The organism is Sphingomonas sp. (assembly GCF_041661885.1).
GTDB lineage: Bacteria > Pseudomonadota > Alphaproteobacteria > Sphingomonadales > Sphingomonadaceae > Sphingomonas.
On record NZ_JBAZTL010000004.1, the window covers coordinates 218027 to 236413 of the forward strand.

The window sequence follows — 18387 nt, forward strand, 5'->3', positions numbered from 1 at the left end:
GTCCTTTCGTGACGTCTATGCGGCCATCTGGTCAGAGATACGCCCCAGGCTCTCGTCGCGCCCGAGCAGGTCGAGCACATCAAAGATCCCAGGCGAGGTCTTGCGGCCGGTCAACGCCGCGCGCAGCGGTTGCGCGACTTGACCGAGCTTGACCCCTGCATCGTCGGCGACCTGCCGTACCGCAGTTTCGAGCGCCTCCGTATCCCAGTCTTCGACCGCGTCAAGCGCCGCGTGCACCTGCGCGAGCAATGCGGGGGCCGAACCCGACAGCAGCGCCGCCGCATCCTGGTCCATTTCAAGCGGGCGCGTGCGAAAAAGAAAGCCGGCACCGCTGGCCAATTCATTGAGATTGGCGGCGCGCGGTTTCAGCGATGCCATGCTGCGACGCAGAAGATCCTGCTGTTCCGCGCTCACATCATGGCCGAGTCGCGGGGCGACCAGTTCAGCCAGACGCACGTCATCCGCCTGGCGGATATATTGGCCGTTGAGGTTTTCGAGTTTTTTCAGATCGAACCGGGCAGGGGACTTGCCAACACCGTCAAGATCGAACCATTCGATCGCTTGTGCGCGGCTGATGACTTCGTCATCGCCATGCCCCCAGCCGAGTCGCAACAGATAGTTTTCCAGCGCCTCGGGCAGAATCCCCAACTCTTCGCGATAGAAATCGACCCCGACCGCGCCGTGCCGCTTGGACATCTTGGCGCCGTCCGATCCGTGGATCAACGGAATGTGCGCATAGACCGGATCGGGCCAGCCGCCCTCGATCACGTTCATCGCGCGCATAATGGGAAGCTGGCGGAAGGCGTTGTTGAGATGGTCGTCGCCGCGGATGACGTGCGTCACGCCCATGTCGTGATCGTCGACCACCACCGCCAGCATATAGGTCGGCGTACCGTCCGAGCGCAGCAGGACGAAATCGTCGAGCTCGGCATTCTGCACGGTAACGCTGCCCTGGACACGATCCTCGATCGTGGTCGCCCCTTCGCGCGGGGCCTTCAGCCGCACGACGAACGGCGCGCCCTCGGGCGCTTCGTCAGGTGAACGGTCACGCCAGCGCCCGTCATAGCGCATCGGCTTGCCCGCCGCCTTCTGCGCTTCGCGCATTTCGGTCAGTTCGTCGGCGGTGGCGAAGCATTTATACGCCTGGCCCGCCGCCAGCAATTGATAGGCGACCTCGGCATGGCGCGCAGCGCGCGAGAATTGGAACACTTCCTCGCCGTCCCAATCGAGCCCGAGCCAGCGCATCGACGTCAGGATCGCGTCGATCGCGGGCTGGGTCGAGCGTGCGCGATCGGTATCTTCGATCCGCAGCAGGAACTTGCCGCCATGATGACGGGCATAGAGCCAGTTGAACAAGGCGGTGCGCGCGCCGCCAATGTGCAGGAAGCCGGTCGGCGAGGGCGCGAACCGGGTGACGACTTTGGCGTCGGTCGGGGTGGTGGCGGTGCCTACGGCGGGGGCCGTGGCAGGATCAGATATTGCGCTCAATCGCGCATGCTCCCAGACTTGAGGATGGATGGCCGGATCAGCCTTGAGCGCCCCTAGCACGCACCTTCCCGCGCTTCAAATCGGCGTGCTTCGGGGGTTTGCCGCCGTCAATGCCGGACTGGAGCAATGGCTGGAGGCGGAGCGCGACCAATTGGCGCTGTGGGTGCCGGTCGCCTTGGGCGCGGGGATCGCCCTGTGGTTCATGCTGCCCGATCCGGCGGCGTGGCGTGCGGCGGCATGTCTGGCACTGGCGGCGGCGCTTGGCGGCGTTGCGTTGGCGCGGCATGGGCGCGCGGCGCGCGTGGTCGCGGTGGGGGGCTTTTGCGTGCTGCTGGGGCTGGCGCTCATTTGGGCGCGTGCCGAACGAGTCGCGTCGGGCGTACTGGCGCGGCCGACGATCGCGACCTTCACTGCGCACGTCGAACGCGTCGAGCCGCTGGTGGCGCGTGGCCTTGTGCGCGTGCGGCTGGCGCCGATCCGGGTGCTGGCGGTGCCCGAGCGGCGCGGGGCTCCGCAGCCATTGCCGACGCTGCCCGCGCATCTGCGCGTCAATTTGGCCGAGGCCGATGTGCCGACGGGGCTGGTGCCGGGGGCGACGCTGCTGCTGTCGGCGCGGTTGATGCCGCCGCCCGAGCCCGCCGTGCCCGGTGCCTATGATTATGCCCGCACCGCCTGGTTTGACGGGATCGGCGCGACCGGGCGTGGCTTCGCGCCGATCCGCATCGTCACTGGCGGGGGTACGGCGGCGGAAGCGGGGCTGCGCGTGCGGCTGTCACAGCATATTCAGGCGCGGGCGGGCGGGGGCGGGGCCGGGGGCATTGCCGCCGCGCTTGCCACAGGCGACCAGGGCAGCATCCCGATGGCCGACAATGAGGCGATGCGGCGCTCGGGTCTTGCGCATTTGCTGTCGGTCAGCGGGTTGCACATCACGGCGGCGGTGGGTGCGGTGATGGTGCTGGTAATGCGGCTGCTCGCGCTCAGCCCGTGGCTGGCCTTGCGCTGGCGCTTGCCGTTGATCGCGGCGGGCGCGGGCGCGCTGGCGGCGATCGGTTACACATTGCTGACCGGGGCCGAGGTGCCGACGATCCGCTCCTGCGTCGCCGCACTGTTCGTGCTCGTTGCGCTGGCGCTGGGGCGCGAGGCGTTGACGCTGCGGCTGGTCGCGGCGGGGGCGGTGGTGGTGTTACTGCTTTATCCTGAGGCGCTGGCGGGACCGAGCTTCCAGCTTTCCTTCGCCGCGGTCGCCGCGATCATCGCGCTCAACGAGCACCCGATGGTGCGCGGCTGGTTCGCCCCGCGCGAGCAATCGCGGCGGGCGGGGATCGTGCGCGGGCTGGCGTCGCTGTTGCTCACCGGCATCGTCGTCGAACTCGCCCTGATCCCGATCTCGCTATTCCATTTCCAGAAAGCCGGGGTGTACGGCGCGGTCGCCAATATCGTGGCGATCCCGCTGACCACTTTCGTGACGATGCCGCTCGAGGCGCTGGCGCTGCTGTTCGATTGCGTCGGCGCGGGCGCACCCCTTTGGTGGGCGACGGCGCGCTCGCTCGACCTGCTGCTGTGGATCGCCCACACCACCACCGCCATTCCGGGATCGGTCGCGCCGCTGCCAGCAATGCCGGGCGCGGCCTATGGCCTGATGGTGGCAGGCGGGCTGTGGCTTGCTTTGTGGCGCACGCGCTGGCGGCGGTTGGGGCTGCTGCCGCTTGCGGCGGGCGCGCTGTGGGCGCTGTTGACGCCTGCCCCTGATGTGTTGGTGACGGGCGACGGTCGTCATGTCGCGATCCGCACCGCGCGGGGCGATCTGGCGCTGTTGCGTGATCGCACGGGTGATTACACCGCCGACATGCTGGCCGAAAATGGCGGGATCGAGGATTTGCCGGTGCTGATGTCCGAGCAGCCCGAGGCGCGCTGCAGCCGCGACTTGTGCCTGATGACGCGCCGCGCGGGTGGGCGCGACTGGCGCATCCTCGCCACCCGCAGCGCCTATCTCGTCCCCGCAGCCGATCTGATCGCGGCCTGCGTCGAGGCCGACATCGTCATCAGCGAACGCCGCTTGCCGCGCCGCTGCACGCCGCGCTGGCTACGGCTCGACCGGACGGCGCTGGCGCGCAGCGGCGGCGTGGCGATCGCGCTGGGTACGGCATCGGTGCGCACGGTGCGCCATGCGGGCGACCGGCATCCGTGGGTGACGGTGCCGGTATTGGAGGGGCGGCACGGGCGCTTTGGTAGGAGGGGGCGCAGCTATCGTGCGAAGGCCGAGCGCCAATAGCGGGTTTGCCGATTGCGTGCACGCGAAGCGTCCATCAGGCGCCATATCTGGAACCACGACAGGCGCAGATCTGAACGGACATCCCTGTGCACGGCGCGACGCATTCTGACGGTTAGCTGACGCTAGCGGCGAGGGCACTTGTTCGCCGGAGTGAGCGTTATATTCTCATATGTCAGAGCACGTTTCAGATCACCATCGTCGGTGCTGATCGTTGCCGTGCCCTTGAAAGTAGCGGGAACACCATTGTCAGGTGAACCAATATCCTCTTGCTGGACCGGGCCATAAAGCGTCACCAGAACGAATTTTTGAAGTTCTTTCGGGCTGCGGTGACTGAACCACGTTGCCCCTTGGCTTCCTATTCCGTCAAGTTCCCCGTCCGGAGTAGCACTATTCCCGGCCTTTATTCGCCAGCCTCCGGGTATGCGGCACACCGCATTAAACTCAACTCCCCAAGTCTCGATAGAGAACTCTTTGATGCTTTCGTCGTCTTTTAGAGCCAGCCTCCCCACCGAAAGAAGATAGCTGCGTGGGTGGTCAACAGGCGCTGCGTTCACCGCTAACAACGCCAAGGGTGCTAACACCTTCATCGGGATAGACTGTCACCGGAAGGCGATGTTCGCAAGTGGGCGAAATCCGCCAACACCCCCTCAATCGTACCGTCGTAAAATTCCCGCCAGCTTGCCCTGCACGCGTACTTGCGCAGGCGCATAGCGTTGCGGGTCATACGCCCGGTTCGCCGGGTCGAGGCGGATCATCGCGCCTTCGCGGCGGAAATATTTGAGCGTCGCCTCGCTCTCCTCGATCAGCGCCACAACGATCTCGCCATCGCGCGCAACCTCCTGGCGTTTGATGAGCGCGTAATCGCCATCCAAAATTCCGGCCTCGACCATCGAATCCCCGGCGACTTCCAGCGCATAATGCTCGCCACTGCCGAGCAAGGCTGCAGGCACCGCCAGCATCGAAGCACCCTCGAACGCCTCGATCGGCACACCGGCGGCGATGCGGCCGTGCAGCGGGATTTCGATCACGTCATTGGCGGGCTCGGGCATCGCGCGGACGTTGGCGGCCGGCACTGCGGCGGCCTTGGTCGGGGTGTTGGTGCCACGCTCGGGCATTTTCAGCACTTCGAGCGCGCGGGCGCGATTGGGCAGGCGGCGGATGAACTGGCGCTCCTCAAGCGCGCTGATCAAGCGGTGGACGCCCGATTTGGATTTGAGGTCGAGCGCTTCCTTCATTTCCTCGAACGACGGCGACACCCCGGTCTCATCAAGCCGGTCGTTGATGAAGCAGATCAGCTCATGCTGCTTGCGCGTTAGCATCGCTCGGGCCCTTTCGTGGGAACAGACAACGAACCTATACGGAACGAAAAATCGCGCGTCAAGCGCGGCGTCACGGCAACGCCAGGACCTCCACCGAGTCGCCGGCGGCGACCGCTGGCGCGTGCGGCGCCCGCACGATCAGGCAGTCGGCCCCGGCGAGCGTCCGCAGCAATGACGAGTCCTGGCGCTGCGCGGCATGGACGCGCCCGTCGCGCGTGGTCGCGCGCAGATAATCCTGCCGCCGGTCGTTGGCGGGCAAAGCCGAGCCGAGGATCGCGGTGCGCATAACGGGCGACGGATCGCGCGCGCCGCCCAGATGCGCGATCAACGGACGCAGGAAGACCATCGCCGTGACAAAGGCCGACACCGGGTTGCCGGGCAGGCCCAGCACGGTCCTGCCGCGCAGGCGCCCCGCCAGCATTGGCTTGCCGGGCCGCAGCGCGATCCGCCAGAAATCGATCGACCCGCCCGCCGCCGCCAGCGCGGGGCGGATCAGATCGTGGTCGCCAACCGAGGCCCCGCCGGTGGTGACGAGGATGTCGGCCTGAACTGCGGCGAAGGCGGCGGTAATAGCATCGATCCGGTCGGGCAGGATGCCGAGTTGAAGGATGTCGACGGGCAAATCGGCCAGCAATGCCGCCAGCATCACGCTGTTGGATTCGGGCAGCGCATCGGTCGCGCCGCTGGCTCCGGGGGCGACCAGCTCGTCCCCGCTCGCCACCACCGCCACGCGCAACCGTCGCCCGACCGTCAGCGCGCCATGTCCGGCAATCGCCGCGAGCGCGATGCGCGCCGCCGTCAGCCGCTCGCCCTTGGCGACGAGCACGTCGCCGCTGCTGAAATCGAATCCCTTGCGGCGGATGTTGCCCCCGCGTACCGGCCCCTCGCCCGACAAAGTGAGGCTGTCGCCGTCGCGCCTCGCTTCTTCCTGGACAAGCACGCTGTCGGCACCCGTCGGCATGGCGGCACCGGTGAAGATGCGCACCGCCTCGCGCGCGCCGCACGCTCCGGCAAAGGGATGCCCGGCGGCGCTTTCGCCGATCACGCGCAATGGGCCCGGCAAATCGTCAAACCGTATCGCATAGCCATCCATTGCCGAGAGATCGGCATAGGGCTGGGTCCGCGCTGCACAAACGTCGCTTGCCAACCAACGCCCTGCGGCTGCCGCCAGGGGAAGTGTTTCGGTTTCGACGGGCGTGCCGAGCGCGAACAGGCGCTCTTGTGCTTCGGACACGGAAAGGAGGGGAGGGGCCATCGTCAAACTTTCGCGTAGTGCGGGGGGATGTCAGCGTGCGGCGGCGGGCGGCGCAATGGCTTCGATCTTCAACCGGGTGATCGTGCCGCCGGTCGGCGCCGCCGCCACCGCGAACTGCCCGCCAAGTTGCCGCGCCAGGGTGGTGGCGATGGTCAGGCCAAGGCTATTGGTGTGCGTTATGTCGAACCCCTCGGGCAGGCCAGCGCCATCGTCGGTGACGCTGAGGTCCAGCGTCCCGTCGGCGCTTCGCACGACGACGTCGATCCGGCCGGTTTCGCGATCCGCAAAGCCGTGTTCGAAGGCGTTGGCAACTGCCTCCGCCAGGATCAAGGCCAGCGGGATCAAGGCGTTGGGATCAAGCACGAGATCGGCCTGTGCGTCCACCCGACACACGACCCCCGGCTTTCCGCCCGCCTCCGCCAGATCGGCGACCAATTCGGTCACCAGGGCGTGAAGCGCGACTTGCCTCCCGCTCATGTCATATAATTGCCGCTGGATTCGCCCGATCAACTGAATACGGTGAACGGCGTTGTCGAGCACCTGTTTGGCGGCCTCATCGGCAATCGCGCGGCGTTGCACACGCAGCAGGGCGGCAACCATCATCAAATTGTTGGAAACGCGGTGTTGCAATTCGTTGAACAGCAAGTCGCTGCGCTCGACCAGTTGCAGGCGCTGCGCGGCAAGCTCGCGCGTGCGTTCGCGTTCCTCGCGCAGACGGGCATTGGCCCGCTGCATCATGTCCACCAGTGCGATGTCGACCGCGACCACGCCGGCATAGAATAGCATCGCGGTCGCGGTGGTGGTCGCGATGGCGAAACTGAACGGCGGCGCGATGAAAAAATACCAGGCGATCACGCCGCATAGCGCGGCAGACAAGATGCCGGGCCCGCGCCCCAACAGAAATGCCGAGAGGATGACGGCGGGGAAGAAGGTGAGAAACGGAAAGCCCGGCGGGAAAAGTGGGTCGACCACGCCGCGGAGCGCGCCCGCAAGCACCGCCGAAAGGATGGCCAGCGCATAGGCCAGAATACGGTGTTGCGCGAGGAGCGGCAGTCGCTCCAAAAGGCTCGGGCGTGTGTGACTCATTAGGCCAGATACCAGTTTCCGCAGGGCCGCGCAGCGTCCTAGATCAAGATGTCGTCATTTGAGCTCGATCGCTGTCCCGCGCCATTGCGCGGCGGTGCGACGGAGCCTTCCACGCCGACGCCGCCCCGTTGCGTGGCATGGAAACCACAGTTCCGCAGCAATTCCTACCGCAAGTGCGAACTGTCACAATCGGGACATATTCGCGGCCTAGCCGCCCGGCAGTAGCTAAGTTCTACCGCAACAACGCCCGCTTGAAGCGCATCGCGCAGACATCCGCAAAGGGTGGTGCGTGCGTGCGGCTGTGTCCGCGAAAAATGCCAACAACTATGGGGAACATCGTGTCCAAATCACTCGTCGCAAAGTCCGCACTCCTGTTCGGCACGGCTTTTGTCGCGCTTGCCGGTGCCAGCGCTGCCAGCGCGCAGGATGCCGCCGCGGCTGCGGCGCAGGCGCCCACCGCCACCGACAATCTTGGCGACATCGTCGTCACTGCGGAACGTCGCAGCGAAAACCTGCAGAAGGTGCCGGTTTCGGTCGGCGTCGTCAGCGGCAACGATCTGCGCAGCTTCCAGACCGGTGGCGGCGACATCCTCGAACTCGCCAACCGCGTTCCCGGCCTTTATGCCGAAACCACGACCGGCCGTATCTTCCCGCGCTTCTACATTCGCGGTCTTGGCAACATCGATTTCTACCTCGGCGCATCGCAGCCGGTGTCGATCATCCAGGACGATGTTGTGCTTGAACATGTCGTGCTGAAGTCGAACCCGGTGTTCGACGTGCGCCAAGTCGAAGTGCTGCGTGGCCCGCAAGGCACGCTGTTCGGCCGCAACACCACCGCTGGCATCATCAAGTTCGACACCAACCGCCCGACCAATGATTTCGAAGGCCGCGCGTCGGCCTCCTATGGCAGCTACAACACCGTGACGGCCGATGCCGGCGTCGGCGGGCCAATCGTCAAGGACGTGCTGAGCTTCCGCGTATCGGGCCTGTATCAGCGCCGCGACAACTGGATCGACAACACCTTTACCGGCACGAGCGACGACGGCACCGTCGGCGGCAAGAACAAGCTCGGCGGGTTCGAGGAAAAGGACATTCGCGTCCAGTTGCAACTGACCCCGCCCGACACCGGCTTTACCGGGCTGCTTTCGGCCCACGCGCGTGATTACAAGGGCACGGCGACGCTCTTCCACCGTGGCGCGATCAAACTCGGGTCGAACGACGTGAGCGCGGAGCCGCGCGACAGCATTGGCCTCGACGAAGGCAACAACAACCCGCAAGCGTACAAAACCTATGGTGGATCGTTCAACGCGAAGAACGATTTTGGCGGCGTCGTGCTGACCTCGATCACCGCTTATGAAACCACCTCGGGCTACAGCCGTGGCGATACCGACGGCGGCATCGGCGCCAATTATGCCGGCGCACGCATCAGCCAGGAGAGCCAGGGTCGCGTTCGCGATCTGGACCAGTGGAGCCAGGAAGTTCGGCTTGCGAACGAAGGCACCGGTCGCTTCAAGTGGCAGATTGGCGGCATCTATTTTAACTCGCGCGATACGACCGAGTTTGACCAGCGCGGCTTCTTCCTGCTCAACAATTCGTTCGGCACCACGCCCAACCCGAACAATTTCGTCGTGCTGCGTAACAACAACACCTCTTATGCGGGCTTCGGTCAGGCGAGCTATCAGATCCTCCCCAAGCTGACGCTGACGGGCGGCGTGCGCGTGACCTATGACGAAAAGACGACGCGCCTCCTCACGCCACCGCGCAACGCGGCAGGCGTAGTAACCTTCCCGGCGGCGGCCTCGACCTATGTGCGCTTGGCCGATACCCAGCCGAGCTGGGAAGCAAGCCTCAACTACGCGGTTGACCCCAACCTGAATGTGTTCGCCCGCGTTTCGCACGGTTTCCGTGGGCCGACGATCCAGGGCCGCAACGCGGTGTTCAGCTCGGCTTTCGTAACCGCGACGTCGGAGACGATCACGTCGTATGAAGCTGGCTTCAAGTCGAACCTGCTGGGCAACACGCTGCGCTTCAACGCGACGGGCTTCTACTACAAGGTCCACAACATCCAGTTGAACGGCAACGACGCCAACAATAACGGCCTGCTGTTCAACGCCAATCAGGCGCAGGCGTGGGGCGGCGAAGCGGAGCTGACCTGGCGTCCGGTGCCCGAGCTCACGCTCGGCTTGGGCGGCAGCGTGCTGCACACCGAGGTTAACGACACCCGCGTCTATACCCCGGCCTGCTTCCTCAACGGGGCGCTGACTTGCACGGTGCTGGTGCCGAGTGCGAACCTGATCCAGCTTCACACCAACGCCGCCAACCCGGCGCTGCTCACGGGTGTGCTGGCGCCGATCAACGGCAACCCGCTGCCGAATGCGCCAAAGTATCAGCTCGACGCCAATGCGCGGTATGATCTCCCGCTCGGCAATGGCGGCAAGCTGTTCCTGTCGGGCGACGTCGCGCTGCAGGGCTATACCAGCTTCGTGCCGTACAAGACGATCGAGTACACCTCGGACGGCACCTTCGAAGCTGGCCTGAAGGCCGGTTATGCCGGGCCGGACAACAAGTATGAACTGGCTGTGTTCGTGCGCAACGTGACGGATGAGAAGAACCTGAAGGGCGTGCTCGACAACACCAACGCTGCCGTGTTCAACGAGCCACGCATCGTCGGCGTGTCGCTGAGCGGCAAGTTCTAAGGGGTTAAGGTGCGCGCGCTCGCTTCGGCGGGCGCGCGGGCCTGTGGAATCAAACGCTTCCCCGGCCTTTGTCGGGGAAGCGTTATTTTTTTGAGAAACGCGCGCCTCAGCGCGCCCAGTCGCCCGATTTGCCGCCGGTCTTGGTCAGCAACTGCACCCCGCCGATCGTCATGCCTTTGTCGATCGCCTTGGCCATGTCGTAAATCGTCAACAGCGTGACCGTCACGGCGGCGAGCGCTTCCATCTCGACCCCGGTCTTGCCCTCGGTCGCCGCCGTCGCCGTTGCGGTGACGCCGCTATCGTCCACCGCCAAATCGATCGCCACGCGCGTCAGCGGCAATGGATGACACAGCGGGATCAGCTCGCTGGTGCGCTTGGCGGCCATGATGCCCGCGATGCGTGCCACCGCCAGTACATCGCCCTTGAGCGCGGTTCCGTCGCGGATCGCGCGTGCGGCCTCCGCCACCATCTCGATCCGCCCGGTCGCCACCGCCTCGCGCCGCGTCGCCGCCTTGCCGCCGACATCGACCATATGCGCCGCGCCCGCTGCGTCGAGATGGGTAAGCTCGCTCATCCCACCAGCGCGCGCGTTGCGGCTTCGACGTCGGGCTGGCGCATCAGCGATTCGCCGATCAGGAAGCAGCGAATGCCATGTTCGGCCATCGCATCGAGATCGGCGCGCGTGGTGAGTCCGCTCTCGGCGACGAACGTGCAATCCTTCGGGGCCTTCGAAACCAGCTCATAAGTACGCGCGAAATCGACCGTAAAATCGCGCAAATTGCGGTTATTGACACCAATTAGCCGCGATTTGAGCTTCAACGCGCGCTCCATTTCGCTGTGCGAATGCACCTCGACCAGCACGTCCATGCCGCATTCGAGGGCGCTGGCCTCGATCTCGGCGAGCAGCACGTCGTCGAGTGCCGACATGATGAGCAGGATCGCATCGGCACCAAGTCCGCGCGATTCGGGCACTTGCCACGGATCGACCATGAAATCCTTACGCAGCACCGGCAGCGTGCAGGCGTTGCGCGCGGCGGTCAAATAGCTGTCGGCCCCCTGGAACCACGCTTCATCGGTCAACACCGACAGGCACGTTGCACCACCCGCCTGATAAGCAGCGGCATGGGCGGGGGGATCGAAATCGGCACGGATCAGGCCCTTGGACGGGCTCGCTTTCTTGACTTCGGCGACGAGCGCAAAGCCCGTTCCGGCGCGCGCATCCAACGCGGCGCGAAAGCCGCGCGGCGTGCTTTGCGCGGCGATGCGGTCGTCGAGTTCGGCGATTGCGGTGGTCGCTTTGCGGGCGGCAACCTCCGCGCGTTTGGTTTCGAGAATGCGGGTAAGGACGTCGGTCATGAATAGGCAATCCATCGATCGAGCAAGCCGTTCGCCGCGCCGCTGTCGATCGCGTCGCGCGCGATCTCCACGCCTTCGGCAAGCGTCTGGCTCGTGCCCGCCACGATCAGCGCGGCGGCGGTATTGAAGAGAACAGCATCGCGATATGGGCCCGCTTCGCCCTGAAGCAAGCGGCGCAGCGCGGCGGCGTTATAGGCGGCATCGCCACCACGGATCGCGCTGACAGGATAGCGCGGCAATCCCGCGTCTTCGGGCACGATGATGTCGGGCAGCGCGACCTGGCCAATGCTGACCGCGATGCTTGGCCCCGCGCTCGACAGTTCATCGAGCCCTTCCTCGCCCGATACGACCAGCGCCGCTTCGGTGCCGAGCTGTTCGAGCGCGGCAGCATAGGTCGCGACATAATCGGGCCGAGCGATGCCGATCAACTGGCGCGTCACCCCGGCAGGATTGGCGAGCGGGCCCATCAAATTGAAGATCGTGCGGCGGCCAAGTCGTTGGCGGATCGGCGTAATGCGCTTCATCGCCGGGTGATGGTTGGCGGCGAACAGGAAGGCGATGCCGATATCGCGCAGGCTCGCCTCGGCGCACAGCCCGGCGCGGTGCATGTCGAGGCCCAGCACTTCGAGCGTATCCGCCGCGCCCGCTTTGGAGGAGGCCGCGCGGTTGCCGTGCTTGGCAACGGGGACGCCGGTGCTGGCGACGACGATCGACACCGCGGTCGAGACGTTAAGCGTATGATGCCCGTCGCCGCCGGTGCCGCAGACGTCGACCGTTCCCGGCGGCGCATCGATCGGCAGCAGCCGCGCCCGCATTGCCCGCGCCGCTTCGGCGATTTCGATGCTGGTCTCGCCGCGCTCGGTCAGCCCGATCAGGAAGGTCTCGATCTCGCTTTCCGATGTCCGCGCGTCGAGCAGGTCGGCAAAGGCCTGCGCGGCGGTTTCGCGACTGAGCGGCGATGCCGTGTCGGGGAGGAGGGTTAGGGTGCTCACCGGAGACTCCCCTCCCGCTTGCGGGAGGGGATGGGGGTGGGCGCCCGACCCCCGCTAGCGGTGCGCCTGCCGGACAGCGCGCGCCCACCCCTGGCCCCTCCCGCAAGCGGGAGGGGGAGGAAAAGCACCGCGTTCACGCCACCACCTTTGTTTGAATGCCCGCATCCGCCAGGAAATTGGCGAGCATCGCATGGCCATGTTCGGTGGCGATGCTCTCCGGGTGGAATTGCACGCCGTGGATCGGCAGCGTCGCATGGCGCACGCCCATCACCGATCCGTCATCGGCGCGCGCGTTGACGATCAGGTCGGCGGGCAGATCCTCGACGATCAGCGAATGATAGCGCGTCGCGGTGAACGGGGAGGGCAGGCCGGCGAATACGCCGGTTCCATCATGCGTCACGGGCGAGGTCTTGCCGTGCATCAACCCGCCGCGCACCACGCGCCCGCCGAAATGCTGGCCAATCGCCTGATGCCCCAGACACACCCCCAGCAACGGTCGCCCGGCGGCGGCGCAGGCCGCCACCAGATCGAGCGAAATACCGGCCTCGGTCGGGGTTTTTGGGCCGGGTGAGATGAGGAACCCTTGCGCATTGCTGGCCAGCGCCTCGGCGGCGGTCAGCGCGTCGTTGCGCACGACCTTTACCTCCGCGCCCAACTCCATCAGGTAGTGGACCAGGTTCCAGGTGAAGCTGTCGTAATTGTCGATGACGAGGATCATGGCGCGCCGCTAACCTGTTTGTGCCGATCCGACAATCGCGGTGATAAACACGTCGTTCAGGTTGGATCTAACCAAACGTGCTACACGTTGCCGTGTCCCAAGGAGAATTTCCCATGCTGCGCTCTCTCGCCGTCGCCGTTTTGCTGGCCACAGTCCCCACCGCGACGTTTGCGCAGACGGCGCCGCAGGCTTCGACGACCGAAGGCAAACAGGCCGAATCGGGCAAGCCGCCGCTGCGGATTCGTTCTGTCACGCTAACCGGCAACGAAACGTGTCCGCAACCCAACAATCCCGATGAGGAGATTGTCGTGTGCGCGCGCGTCGGCGAACCTTATCGCATCCCCAAGGCGCTGCGCGATGAAAAGCCGATCCCGGCGCAGAACCAGAGCTGGGTCAATCGCGCAGCACTGGCCGACGATGTCGGGCGGCGTGCGGGTGGCTTGCCCGACACGTGTTCGCCGACCGGCTCGGGTGGCCAGACCGGCTGCGCCAAGCTGGCCGCCGAACAATATGCCGCCGAAAAGGCAGATGCCAAGCGTCAGGCGAGCCGGGTTCCGTAACGACCGGAGCCTCGCTTCCCCCCGTTCGCCCTGAGCCTGTCGAAGGGCACCTCGCCACGCAGACACACGCCCCGGTGGAGAGCAGGGCTTCGACAAGCTCAGCCCGAACGGGGGGAGGTAAGTGCGGCGCTAACCGCCGGTTACTGCCCGAACCCGCTTTCCGCTGCCCGCGCGATCGCCTCGCGCGCGGCGGCGAGCAGGGCACCCGCCTTGGCCTCGCACTCACGCTGTTCATACGCCGCCTCGCTATCGGCGACGATGCCGGCACCCGCCTGCACATTCATGACGCCGTCTTTCACGATCGCGGTGCGCAGCACGATGCACGAATCCATCGATCCGTCGGGTGAGAAATAACCGACGCCCCCGGCATAGGGCCCACGCACGGCCCCCTCCAGCTCGGCGATGATCTCGCACGCGCGCACCTTGGGCGCGCCGCTGACCGTGCCCGCCGGAAAGCCCGCGAACAGCGCATCGAGCGCGTCATGCTCGGGCGATAACTGGCCGACCACGTTCGACACGATGTGCATGACGTGGCTGTAAAATTCGGTGGTGTAGCTTGCCGTCACCGTCACGCTGCCCGCCGTCGCCACGCGCCCGACATCGTTGCGCCCGAGATCGAGCAGCATGAGATGCTCGGCACGTTCTTTCGGGTCAGCGAGCAGGCTTTGGCGGTTGGCCTCGTCCTCGGCGGCGGTCTTGCCGCGCGGGCGCGTGCCCGCGATTGGGCGGATCGTAACCTCGCCATCACGCACGCGCACCAGGATTTCCGGGCTCGATCCCGTCAGCGCAAAACCCGGTAGATCTAGATGATAGAGGAATGGTGACGGATTGATTCGCCGCAGCGCGCGGTACAGTTCGAACGGCGGCAGGGTGAACGGCGCGGTGAAGCGCTGCGACAGCACCACCTGAAAGATATCGCCTGCAACGATATAGTCCTTCGCGCGCGCGACCATCTCCGCATAGCGACCCGGCGGCAGCGTCGGGGTCAGCGCGATTTCGCTCGCCTCGGCGCGGACCGGCGCGGGCAAAGGCGCGGTGGCAAGCCGCGCGGCGGTCGCCTCGATCCGCTCCAGCCCCCCGGCGATGATCGCCTCGGGCGTGCGTGTTGCATCGGGCCAGACCGGCGCGACCAGGAACAGCGCGTCGGCCAGCCGGTCGAAAATCAGCACCACCGTCGGCCGCACGAAGATCATGTCGGGCAGGCCCAGCGCATTGGTCTCAGGGCGCGGCAGCCGCTCGACCAGGCCAATCGTCTCATAGCCGAAATAGCCGACCAGACAGGCGAGCGCGCGCGGCAGTTCGGCGGGCACATCCATCCGGCACGACGCCACCAGCGCGCGCAAAGCGTCGAGCGTGGGTTCGGCGCATGGGGTAAAGGCATCGCGGTCGGTTAACCAATGCGGGTTGATCGCGGCGTCGTGACCATGCGCGCGAAACACCAGATCGGGCGCGAGGCCGATCAGGCTGTGTCGCCCGCGCGTTTCTCCGCCCTCGACCGATTCGAGCAAAAAGTCGCCGCGCCCAGGCTCGATCAGCTTGAGCGCGGCGGCGACCGGGGTTTCGGTATCGGCGACCTGACGCTGCCACAGCAGCGCCGGGCGACCGGCGGTGAGCGCGGTGCGCGCGGCCGCCGTATCAGGGCTGATCGGTCGCACTCACGCCACCCAACATGTCGAGCTTGAGCTTGGCAATCGCCGCCGCATTGCGCGAGGTGCCGACCGCCTTCTGTATGGCCTTGCCGAATTCTGCGGCATATTCGCGACCGATCACCTTGCCGATGTCGCCGCGAGTGCCGTTGATGACGCGGTCGTTCCCGCGCGCATCACCCGGCACGATCGTGTCGAGATGCACGATGATCCACCCGGCCTTGTCGGGGGCCTCCAGCAGCTTGGTGGTCTTGGCGGGCATGGCGAACAAAAGCGACAGCGGCGCGGGCACGCCACGCGGATTGGCCATCAGCGCAGCACGGGGCGCCTCGACCGGGCGCAGCGGCGGCAGCTTCAATTTGGTCGCGGCCAGCGCCTCGGCCAGCGGCATGCCCTTGTTGGCACTGGCTACGACAGCAGCGGCAATCTTGCGCGCCTCGCGCTGGCCACGGTCGATCGTGAAATCGCGCACCACGGCATCGCGGATCTGCGCCAGCGGGCGCGGTGCTGCGGGCACGATCTTTTCGACCGCGACCAGCGCGAAGCTGCCATCGGGGCCGAGCGGCACCGTTTGCGGGGCATCGCCGGCTTGCGCGGCAAAGGCGGCGGCGAGGATCGGGGCGAGCGCCGGATCGGGCTTGGCGGTGGGGTTGTCGATGTCCTGACCGCTGGCGAGCAGGGCGGGGGTGCGCAGTGGCGTCAACTTTTGCTGCGTCACCAGAGTGTCGAAATTGCTCTTCGACAGCGCATCTTCCATCGCGTTGCGCTTGTCGGTCAGCGCGGCGGCGGTCTTTTGCTTCAGCAGCGTCTCGCGCAGGCCAGACGTCGCCTCGGCCAGCGTTTTGGCGGGCTGGATATGCTGCTTCACGATCTTGGCGACGATGAAGCCAAGCGGCGCGCGCACCGGCCCCACGACATCGCCAGCCTTGGCGGCAAAGGCCGCGTCGGCGACGGCGGCGGAGGTTTGCCCGGCATAAGCGGCCTTGCGCTGGTCGGTCAGCGTCGCGGCCTCAAGGCCCGCAGCGCGCGCTGCCTGTTCGATTGGCGTGCCTGCGCGCACCTTGGCGGCCAGCGCGGTGGCGGCGGCCTGATCGGCGACCACCACTTGCGCGATCGTGCGCAAATCGGCGGCGGCGAAGGTCGCGGCTTGTGCCTTATAGGCGGCGGCGATCTCGGCCTCGCTCGGCGTTGCGCTGGCGGCGACTGCGGCGGCGTCGATCCGCGCATAGCGCACGATCCGCCGCTCGGGCAGGCGATAGCGCGACAGGTTGCGGGTGTAGAAGGTGTTCAGCTCGGGGTCGGTCGGGGCGGGGCCGGCGGCGACCGCCTGACTCGGGATGAAGCCAACCGTCCCAATACGCTTTTCCAGCAGCGAGTTCGAATAAGCCAGGGCAAGCTGCACTGGCACCTGGCTCGCACCGATCGTCGGCAGGATCAGGTGACGGGTCAGCGTCTGGTCGGCAATATCGAGGCGGACTTGCGCATCGCTCGTGCCATTTTGCCGCAACACCGCCTCATACCGCGCCTGGTCGAACTTGCCGTCGAGCCCGGTCAGGCCCGGCTGGCTGGCGATGATGGCGTCGACCGCCTGCTTGCTGACGACCATGCCCTGCTTCTGCGCGAACTGGCGGAAGGCGGTCGAATCGATCAGCCGCTCCAGCGTCGCATCGAATCCGCCGCCCGTGACGAATTGCGCCATCGTCAGCGAGGGCTGCTCCTGCCGATATTGGTTGAAGTCGCGCTGCACCGCCGCTTGCAGATCGGCCAGCGCGATCGTCTTGGTGCCGACGGTGGCGACGGTGTCGCCCTTGCTCGCAGGCGTGCCGGTGCCCGACAGGTCCGATTTATCGGACAGCACGAACGCCAGGCCGAGCAACGCCACGAAGCCAAGCGCAATCGCGGCCCCCAGCGGATGGCGGATCATTCGGCGGAAAAAACTGAGCATGAGCGGGAGCGGCCAATCTGTTTGGAGCGTAATCTTTGCCGCTTTAGGGGGGTGTCGGGGCGGCTTCAAGCGGGGGCTTGGACTTGTGCGGTGCGGTGGGTGCGTTATCGCAGGGCCAGAGGGAAAAACGGGGGATGGGAATGACACGTCGCAAGCTGGTCGCCGGGAATTGGAAAATGAACGGCAGCGTGGCCGCGCTGGCGGAACTTGACGCGATCGCGGCGGCGGCGCGCGCGCATCCGGCGGTTGATGTCGCGGTGGCACTGCCCGCGACGCTGATCGCCCCCGCCGTTCAGCGCGTCCCCGGCCTCGCCATTGGCGGGCAGGATGTCCATGCCGCCGAAAGCGGCGCACACACCGGTTGCCTGTCCGCCGCGATGCTCGCCGAAGCGGGGGCGAGCTTCACCATCGTTGGCCATAGTGAGCGGCGTGCCGATCAAGGCGAAACCAGCCAGGACGCCTGGGCCAAGGCCAGCGCCGCGCACCGCCACGGCCTCGGCGTCATCCTGTGCGTCGGCGAAACCGATGCCGAGCGCGATGCCGGGCGCGCCGCGCGCGTGGTGCAGGCGCAGATCGAGAAATCGGTGCCCGATCTCGCCACCGGCGCGTGGCTGACGCTCGCTTATGAACCGCGCTGGGCGATCGGCACCGGCCGCACCCCCACGCTCGATGAAATCGCCGAAGTCCATTCGATCGCGCGCGCCAAGCTGCGCACGCTGGTCGGCGACGCCGCCGACACGATCCGCATCCTCTACGGCGGATCGGTGACGGGCGCGAATGCGGCGGCGATTTTGGAAACCGAGGATGTCGATGGTGCGCTGGTCGGCGGCGCGAGCCTCACCGCGGCGAAATTCGTGCCGATCATTGAAGCGGCGGGGTAGGGGGCGCAGCGCCATACACTTCCCCGGCGAAGGCCGGGGCCCAGTCGCGACGTAGGCTGTAACGGAGCGCAGCCCCCGCCAATCCCCCGCCTAAGACTGGGCCCCGGCCTCCGCCGGGGAAGCGTTTTCCCTCAACCTCAGGCGCGCATTTTAATCCCCACTGGACACGCAAA

General features: G+C 66.3%; 15 protein-coding genes. 4 read left to right on the plus strand and 11 right to left on the minus strand.

The genetic code is table 11. The annotated features are described in order from the left end of the window. Window positions 1-15 precede the first annotated feature (15 nt). Window positions 16-1488: a glutamate--tRNA ligase gene (gene gltX / locus WC704_RS09815; RefSeq protein ID WP_372889735.1), complete on the minus strand. Its 1473-nt coding sequence runs from the start codon at window positions 1486-1488 to the stop codon at window positions 16-18. A 43-nt stretch (window positions 1489-1531) separates the two neighbouring features. On the opposite strand from gltX, the gene WC704_RS09820 reads away from it, so the two are divergent. Continuing rightward, complete coding sequence (locus WC704_RS09820) at window positions 1532-3760, plus strand: ComEC/Rec2 family competence protein (protein ID WP_372889736.1); 2229 nt, start codon at window positions 1532-1534, stop codon at window positions 3758-3760. A gap of 122 nt (window positions 3761-3882) precedes the next feature. Here the strand turns inward: WC704_RS09820 and WC704_RS09825 are convergent, their stop codons facing one another. The 4 genes from WC704_RS09825 to WC704_RS09840 form a co-directional block, all read right to left on the minus strand. After that, entirely contained in the window at window positions 3883-4347 is a 465-nt protein-coding gene (locus WC704_RS09825; RefSeq protein WP_372889737.1) for a hypothetical protein, read from the minus strand. A gap of 60 nt (window positions 4348-4407) precedes the next feature. Further along, complete coding sequence (lexA, locus tag WC704_RS09830) at window positions 4408-5079, minus strand: transcriptional repressor LexA (protein ID WP_372889738.1); 672 nt, start codon at window positions 5077-5079, stop codon at window positions 4408-4410. A 70-nt stretch (window positions 5080-5149) separates the two neighbouring features. Next, window positions 5150-6334, minus strand: coding sequence for a gephyrin-like molybdotransferase Glp (glp, locus tag WC704_RS09835; RefSeq protein WP_372889739.1), 1185 nt, complete (start codon window positions 6332-6334; stop codon window positions 5150-5152). 30 nt (window positions 6335-6364) lie between these two features. Continuing rightward, the gene (locus WC704_RS09840) at window positions 6365-7420 is read right to left on the minus strand and encodes a sensor histidine kinase (RefSeq protein WP_372889740.1); all 1056 of its coding nucleotides are present in this window, start codon (window positions 7418-7420) and stop codon (window positions 6365-6367) included. Between the two features lie 326 nt (window positions 7421-7746). On the opposite strand from WC704_RS09840, the gene WC704_RS09845 reads away from it, so the two are divergent. Next, on the plus strand, window positions 7747-10116 hold the full coding sequence (locus tag WC704_RS09845) for a TonB-dependent receptor (RefSeq protein ID WP_372889741.1): 2370 nt from the start codon (window positions 7747-7749) through the stop codon (window positions 10114-10116). Window positions 10117-10222: 106 nt separating this feature from the next. Here the strand turns inward: WC704_RS09845 and moaC are convergent, their stop codons facing one another. The 4 genes from moaC to WC704_RS09865 all read right to left on the minus strand — a co-directional run bounded on the left by moaC (window position 10223) and on the right by WC704_RS09865 (window position 13182). Next, complete coding sequence (gene moaC / locus WC704_RS09850) at window positions 10223-10690, minus strand: cyclic pyranopterin monophosphate synthase MoaC (protein WP_372889742.1); 468 nt, start codon at window positions 10688-10690, stop codon at window positions 10223-10225. Next, entirely contained in the window at window positions 10687-11472 is a 786-nt protein-coding gene (gene trpC / locus WC704_RS09855) for an indole-3-glycerol phosphate synthase TrpC (RefSeq protein ID WP_372889743.1), read from the minus strand. The genes moaC and trpC overlap by 4 nt, the downstream gene beginning before the upstream one ends. Beyond that, a complete protein-coding gene (trpD, locus tag WC704_RS09860; RefSeq protein ID WP_372889744.1) occupies window positions 11469-12464 on the minus strand; it encodes an anthranilate phosphoribosyltransferase in 996 nt (331 codons plus the stop codon). Before trpD ends, trpC begins: the two co-directional genes overlap by 4 nt. A gap of 133 nt (window positions 12465-12597) precedes the next feature. Continuing rightward, window positions 12598-13182, minus strand: a complete 585-nt coding sequence (locus WC704_RS09865) for an aminodeoxychorismate/anthranilate synthase component II (protein ID WP_372889745.1) — start codon at window positions 13180-13182, stop codon at window positions 12598-12600. A gap of 113 nt (window positions 13183-13295) precedes the next feature. On the opposite strand from WC704_RS09865, the gene WC704_RS09870 reads away from it, so the two are divergent. After that, entirely contained in the window at window positions 13296-13742 is a 447-nt protein-coding gene (locus WC704_RS09870) for a hypothetical protein (protein WP_372889746.1), read from the plus strand. A gap of 140 nt (window positions 13743-13882) precedes the next feature. Here WC704_RS09870 and WC704_RS09875 read toward each other — a convergent pair whose 3' ends face one another. Next, on the minus strand, window positions 13883-15397 hold the full coding sequence (locus tag WC704_RS09875; protein ID WP_372889747.1) for an anthranilate synthase component I family protein: 1515 nt from the start codon (window positions 15395-15397) through the stop codon (window positions 13883-13885). Next, window positions 15378-17333 carry a SurA N-terminal domain-containing protein gene (locus WC704_RS09880; RefSeq protein ID WP_372889748.1) on the minus strand — a complete coding sequence of 652 codons (1956 nt, stop codon included), beginning with the start codon at window positions 17331-17333 and terminating at the stop codon, window positions 15378-15380. The genes WC704_RS09875 and WC704_RS09880 overlap by 20 nt, the downstream gene beginning before the upstream one ends. A gap of 140 nt (window positions 17334-17473) precedes the next feature. Between WC704_RS09880 and tpiA the strand changes: the two genes are divergently transcribed. Continuing rightward, window positions 17474-18214, plus strand: coding sequence for a triose-phosphate isomerase (gene tpiA / locus WC704_RS09885; RefSeq protein ID WP_372889749.1), 741 nt, complete (start codon window positions 17474-17476; stop codon window positions 18212-18214). Window positions 18215-18387: the final 173 nt, after the last annotated feature.

Bases quoted from the DNA above. Each gene is read 5' to 3' on its own strand.
- WC704_RS09825 (WP_372889737.1), bottom strand. From the start codon at position 4,347: ATGAAGGTGTTAGCACCCTTGGCGTTGTTAGCGGTGAACGCAGCGCCT.
- lexA (WP_372889738.1), bottom strand. From the start codon at position 5,079: ATGCTAACGCGCAAGCAGCATGAGCTGATCTGCTTCATCAACGACCGG.
- glp (WP_372889739.1), bottom strand. From the start codon at position 6,334: ATGGCCCCTCCCCTCCTTTCCGTGTCCGAAGCACAAGAGCGCCTGTTC.
- WC704_RS09840 (WP_372889740.1), bottom strand. From the start codon at position 7,420: ATGAGTCACACACGCCCGAGCCTTTTGGAGCGACTGCCGCTCCTCGCG.
- WC704_RS09845 (WP_372889741.1), top strand. From the start codon at position 7,747: ATGGGGAACATCGTGTCCAAATCACTCGTCGCAAAGTCCGCACTCCTG.
- moaC (WP_372889742.1), bottom strand. From the start codon at position 10,690: ATGAGCGAGCTTACCCATCTCGACGCAGCGGGCGCGGCGCATATGGTC.
- trpC (WP_372889743.1), bottom strand. From the start codon at position 11,472: ATGACCGACGTCCTTACCCGCATTCTCGAAACCAAACGCGCGGAGGTT.
- WC704_RS09865 (WP_372889745.1), bottom strand. From the start codon at position 13,182: ATGATCCTCGTCATCGACAATTACGACAGCTTCACCTGGAACCTGGTC.
- WC704_RS09870 (WP_372889746.1), top strand. From the start codon at position 13,296: ATGCTGCGCTCTCTCGCCGTCGCCGTTTTGCTGGCCACAGTCCCCACC.
- WC704_RS09880 (WP_372889748.1), bottom strand. From the start codon at position 17,333: ATGCTCAGTTTTTTCCGCCGAATGATCCGCCATCCGCTGGGGGCCGCG.
- tpiA (WP_372889749.1), top strand. From the start codon at position 17,474: ATGACACGTCGCAAGCTGGTCGCCGGGAATTGGAAAATGAACGGCAGC.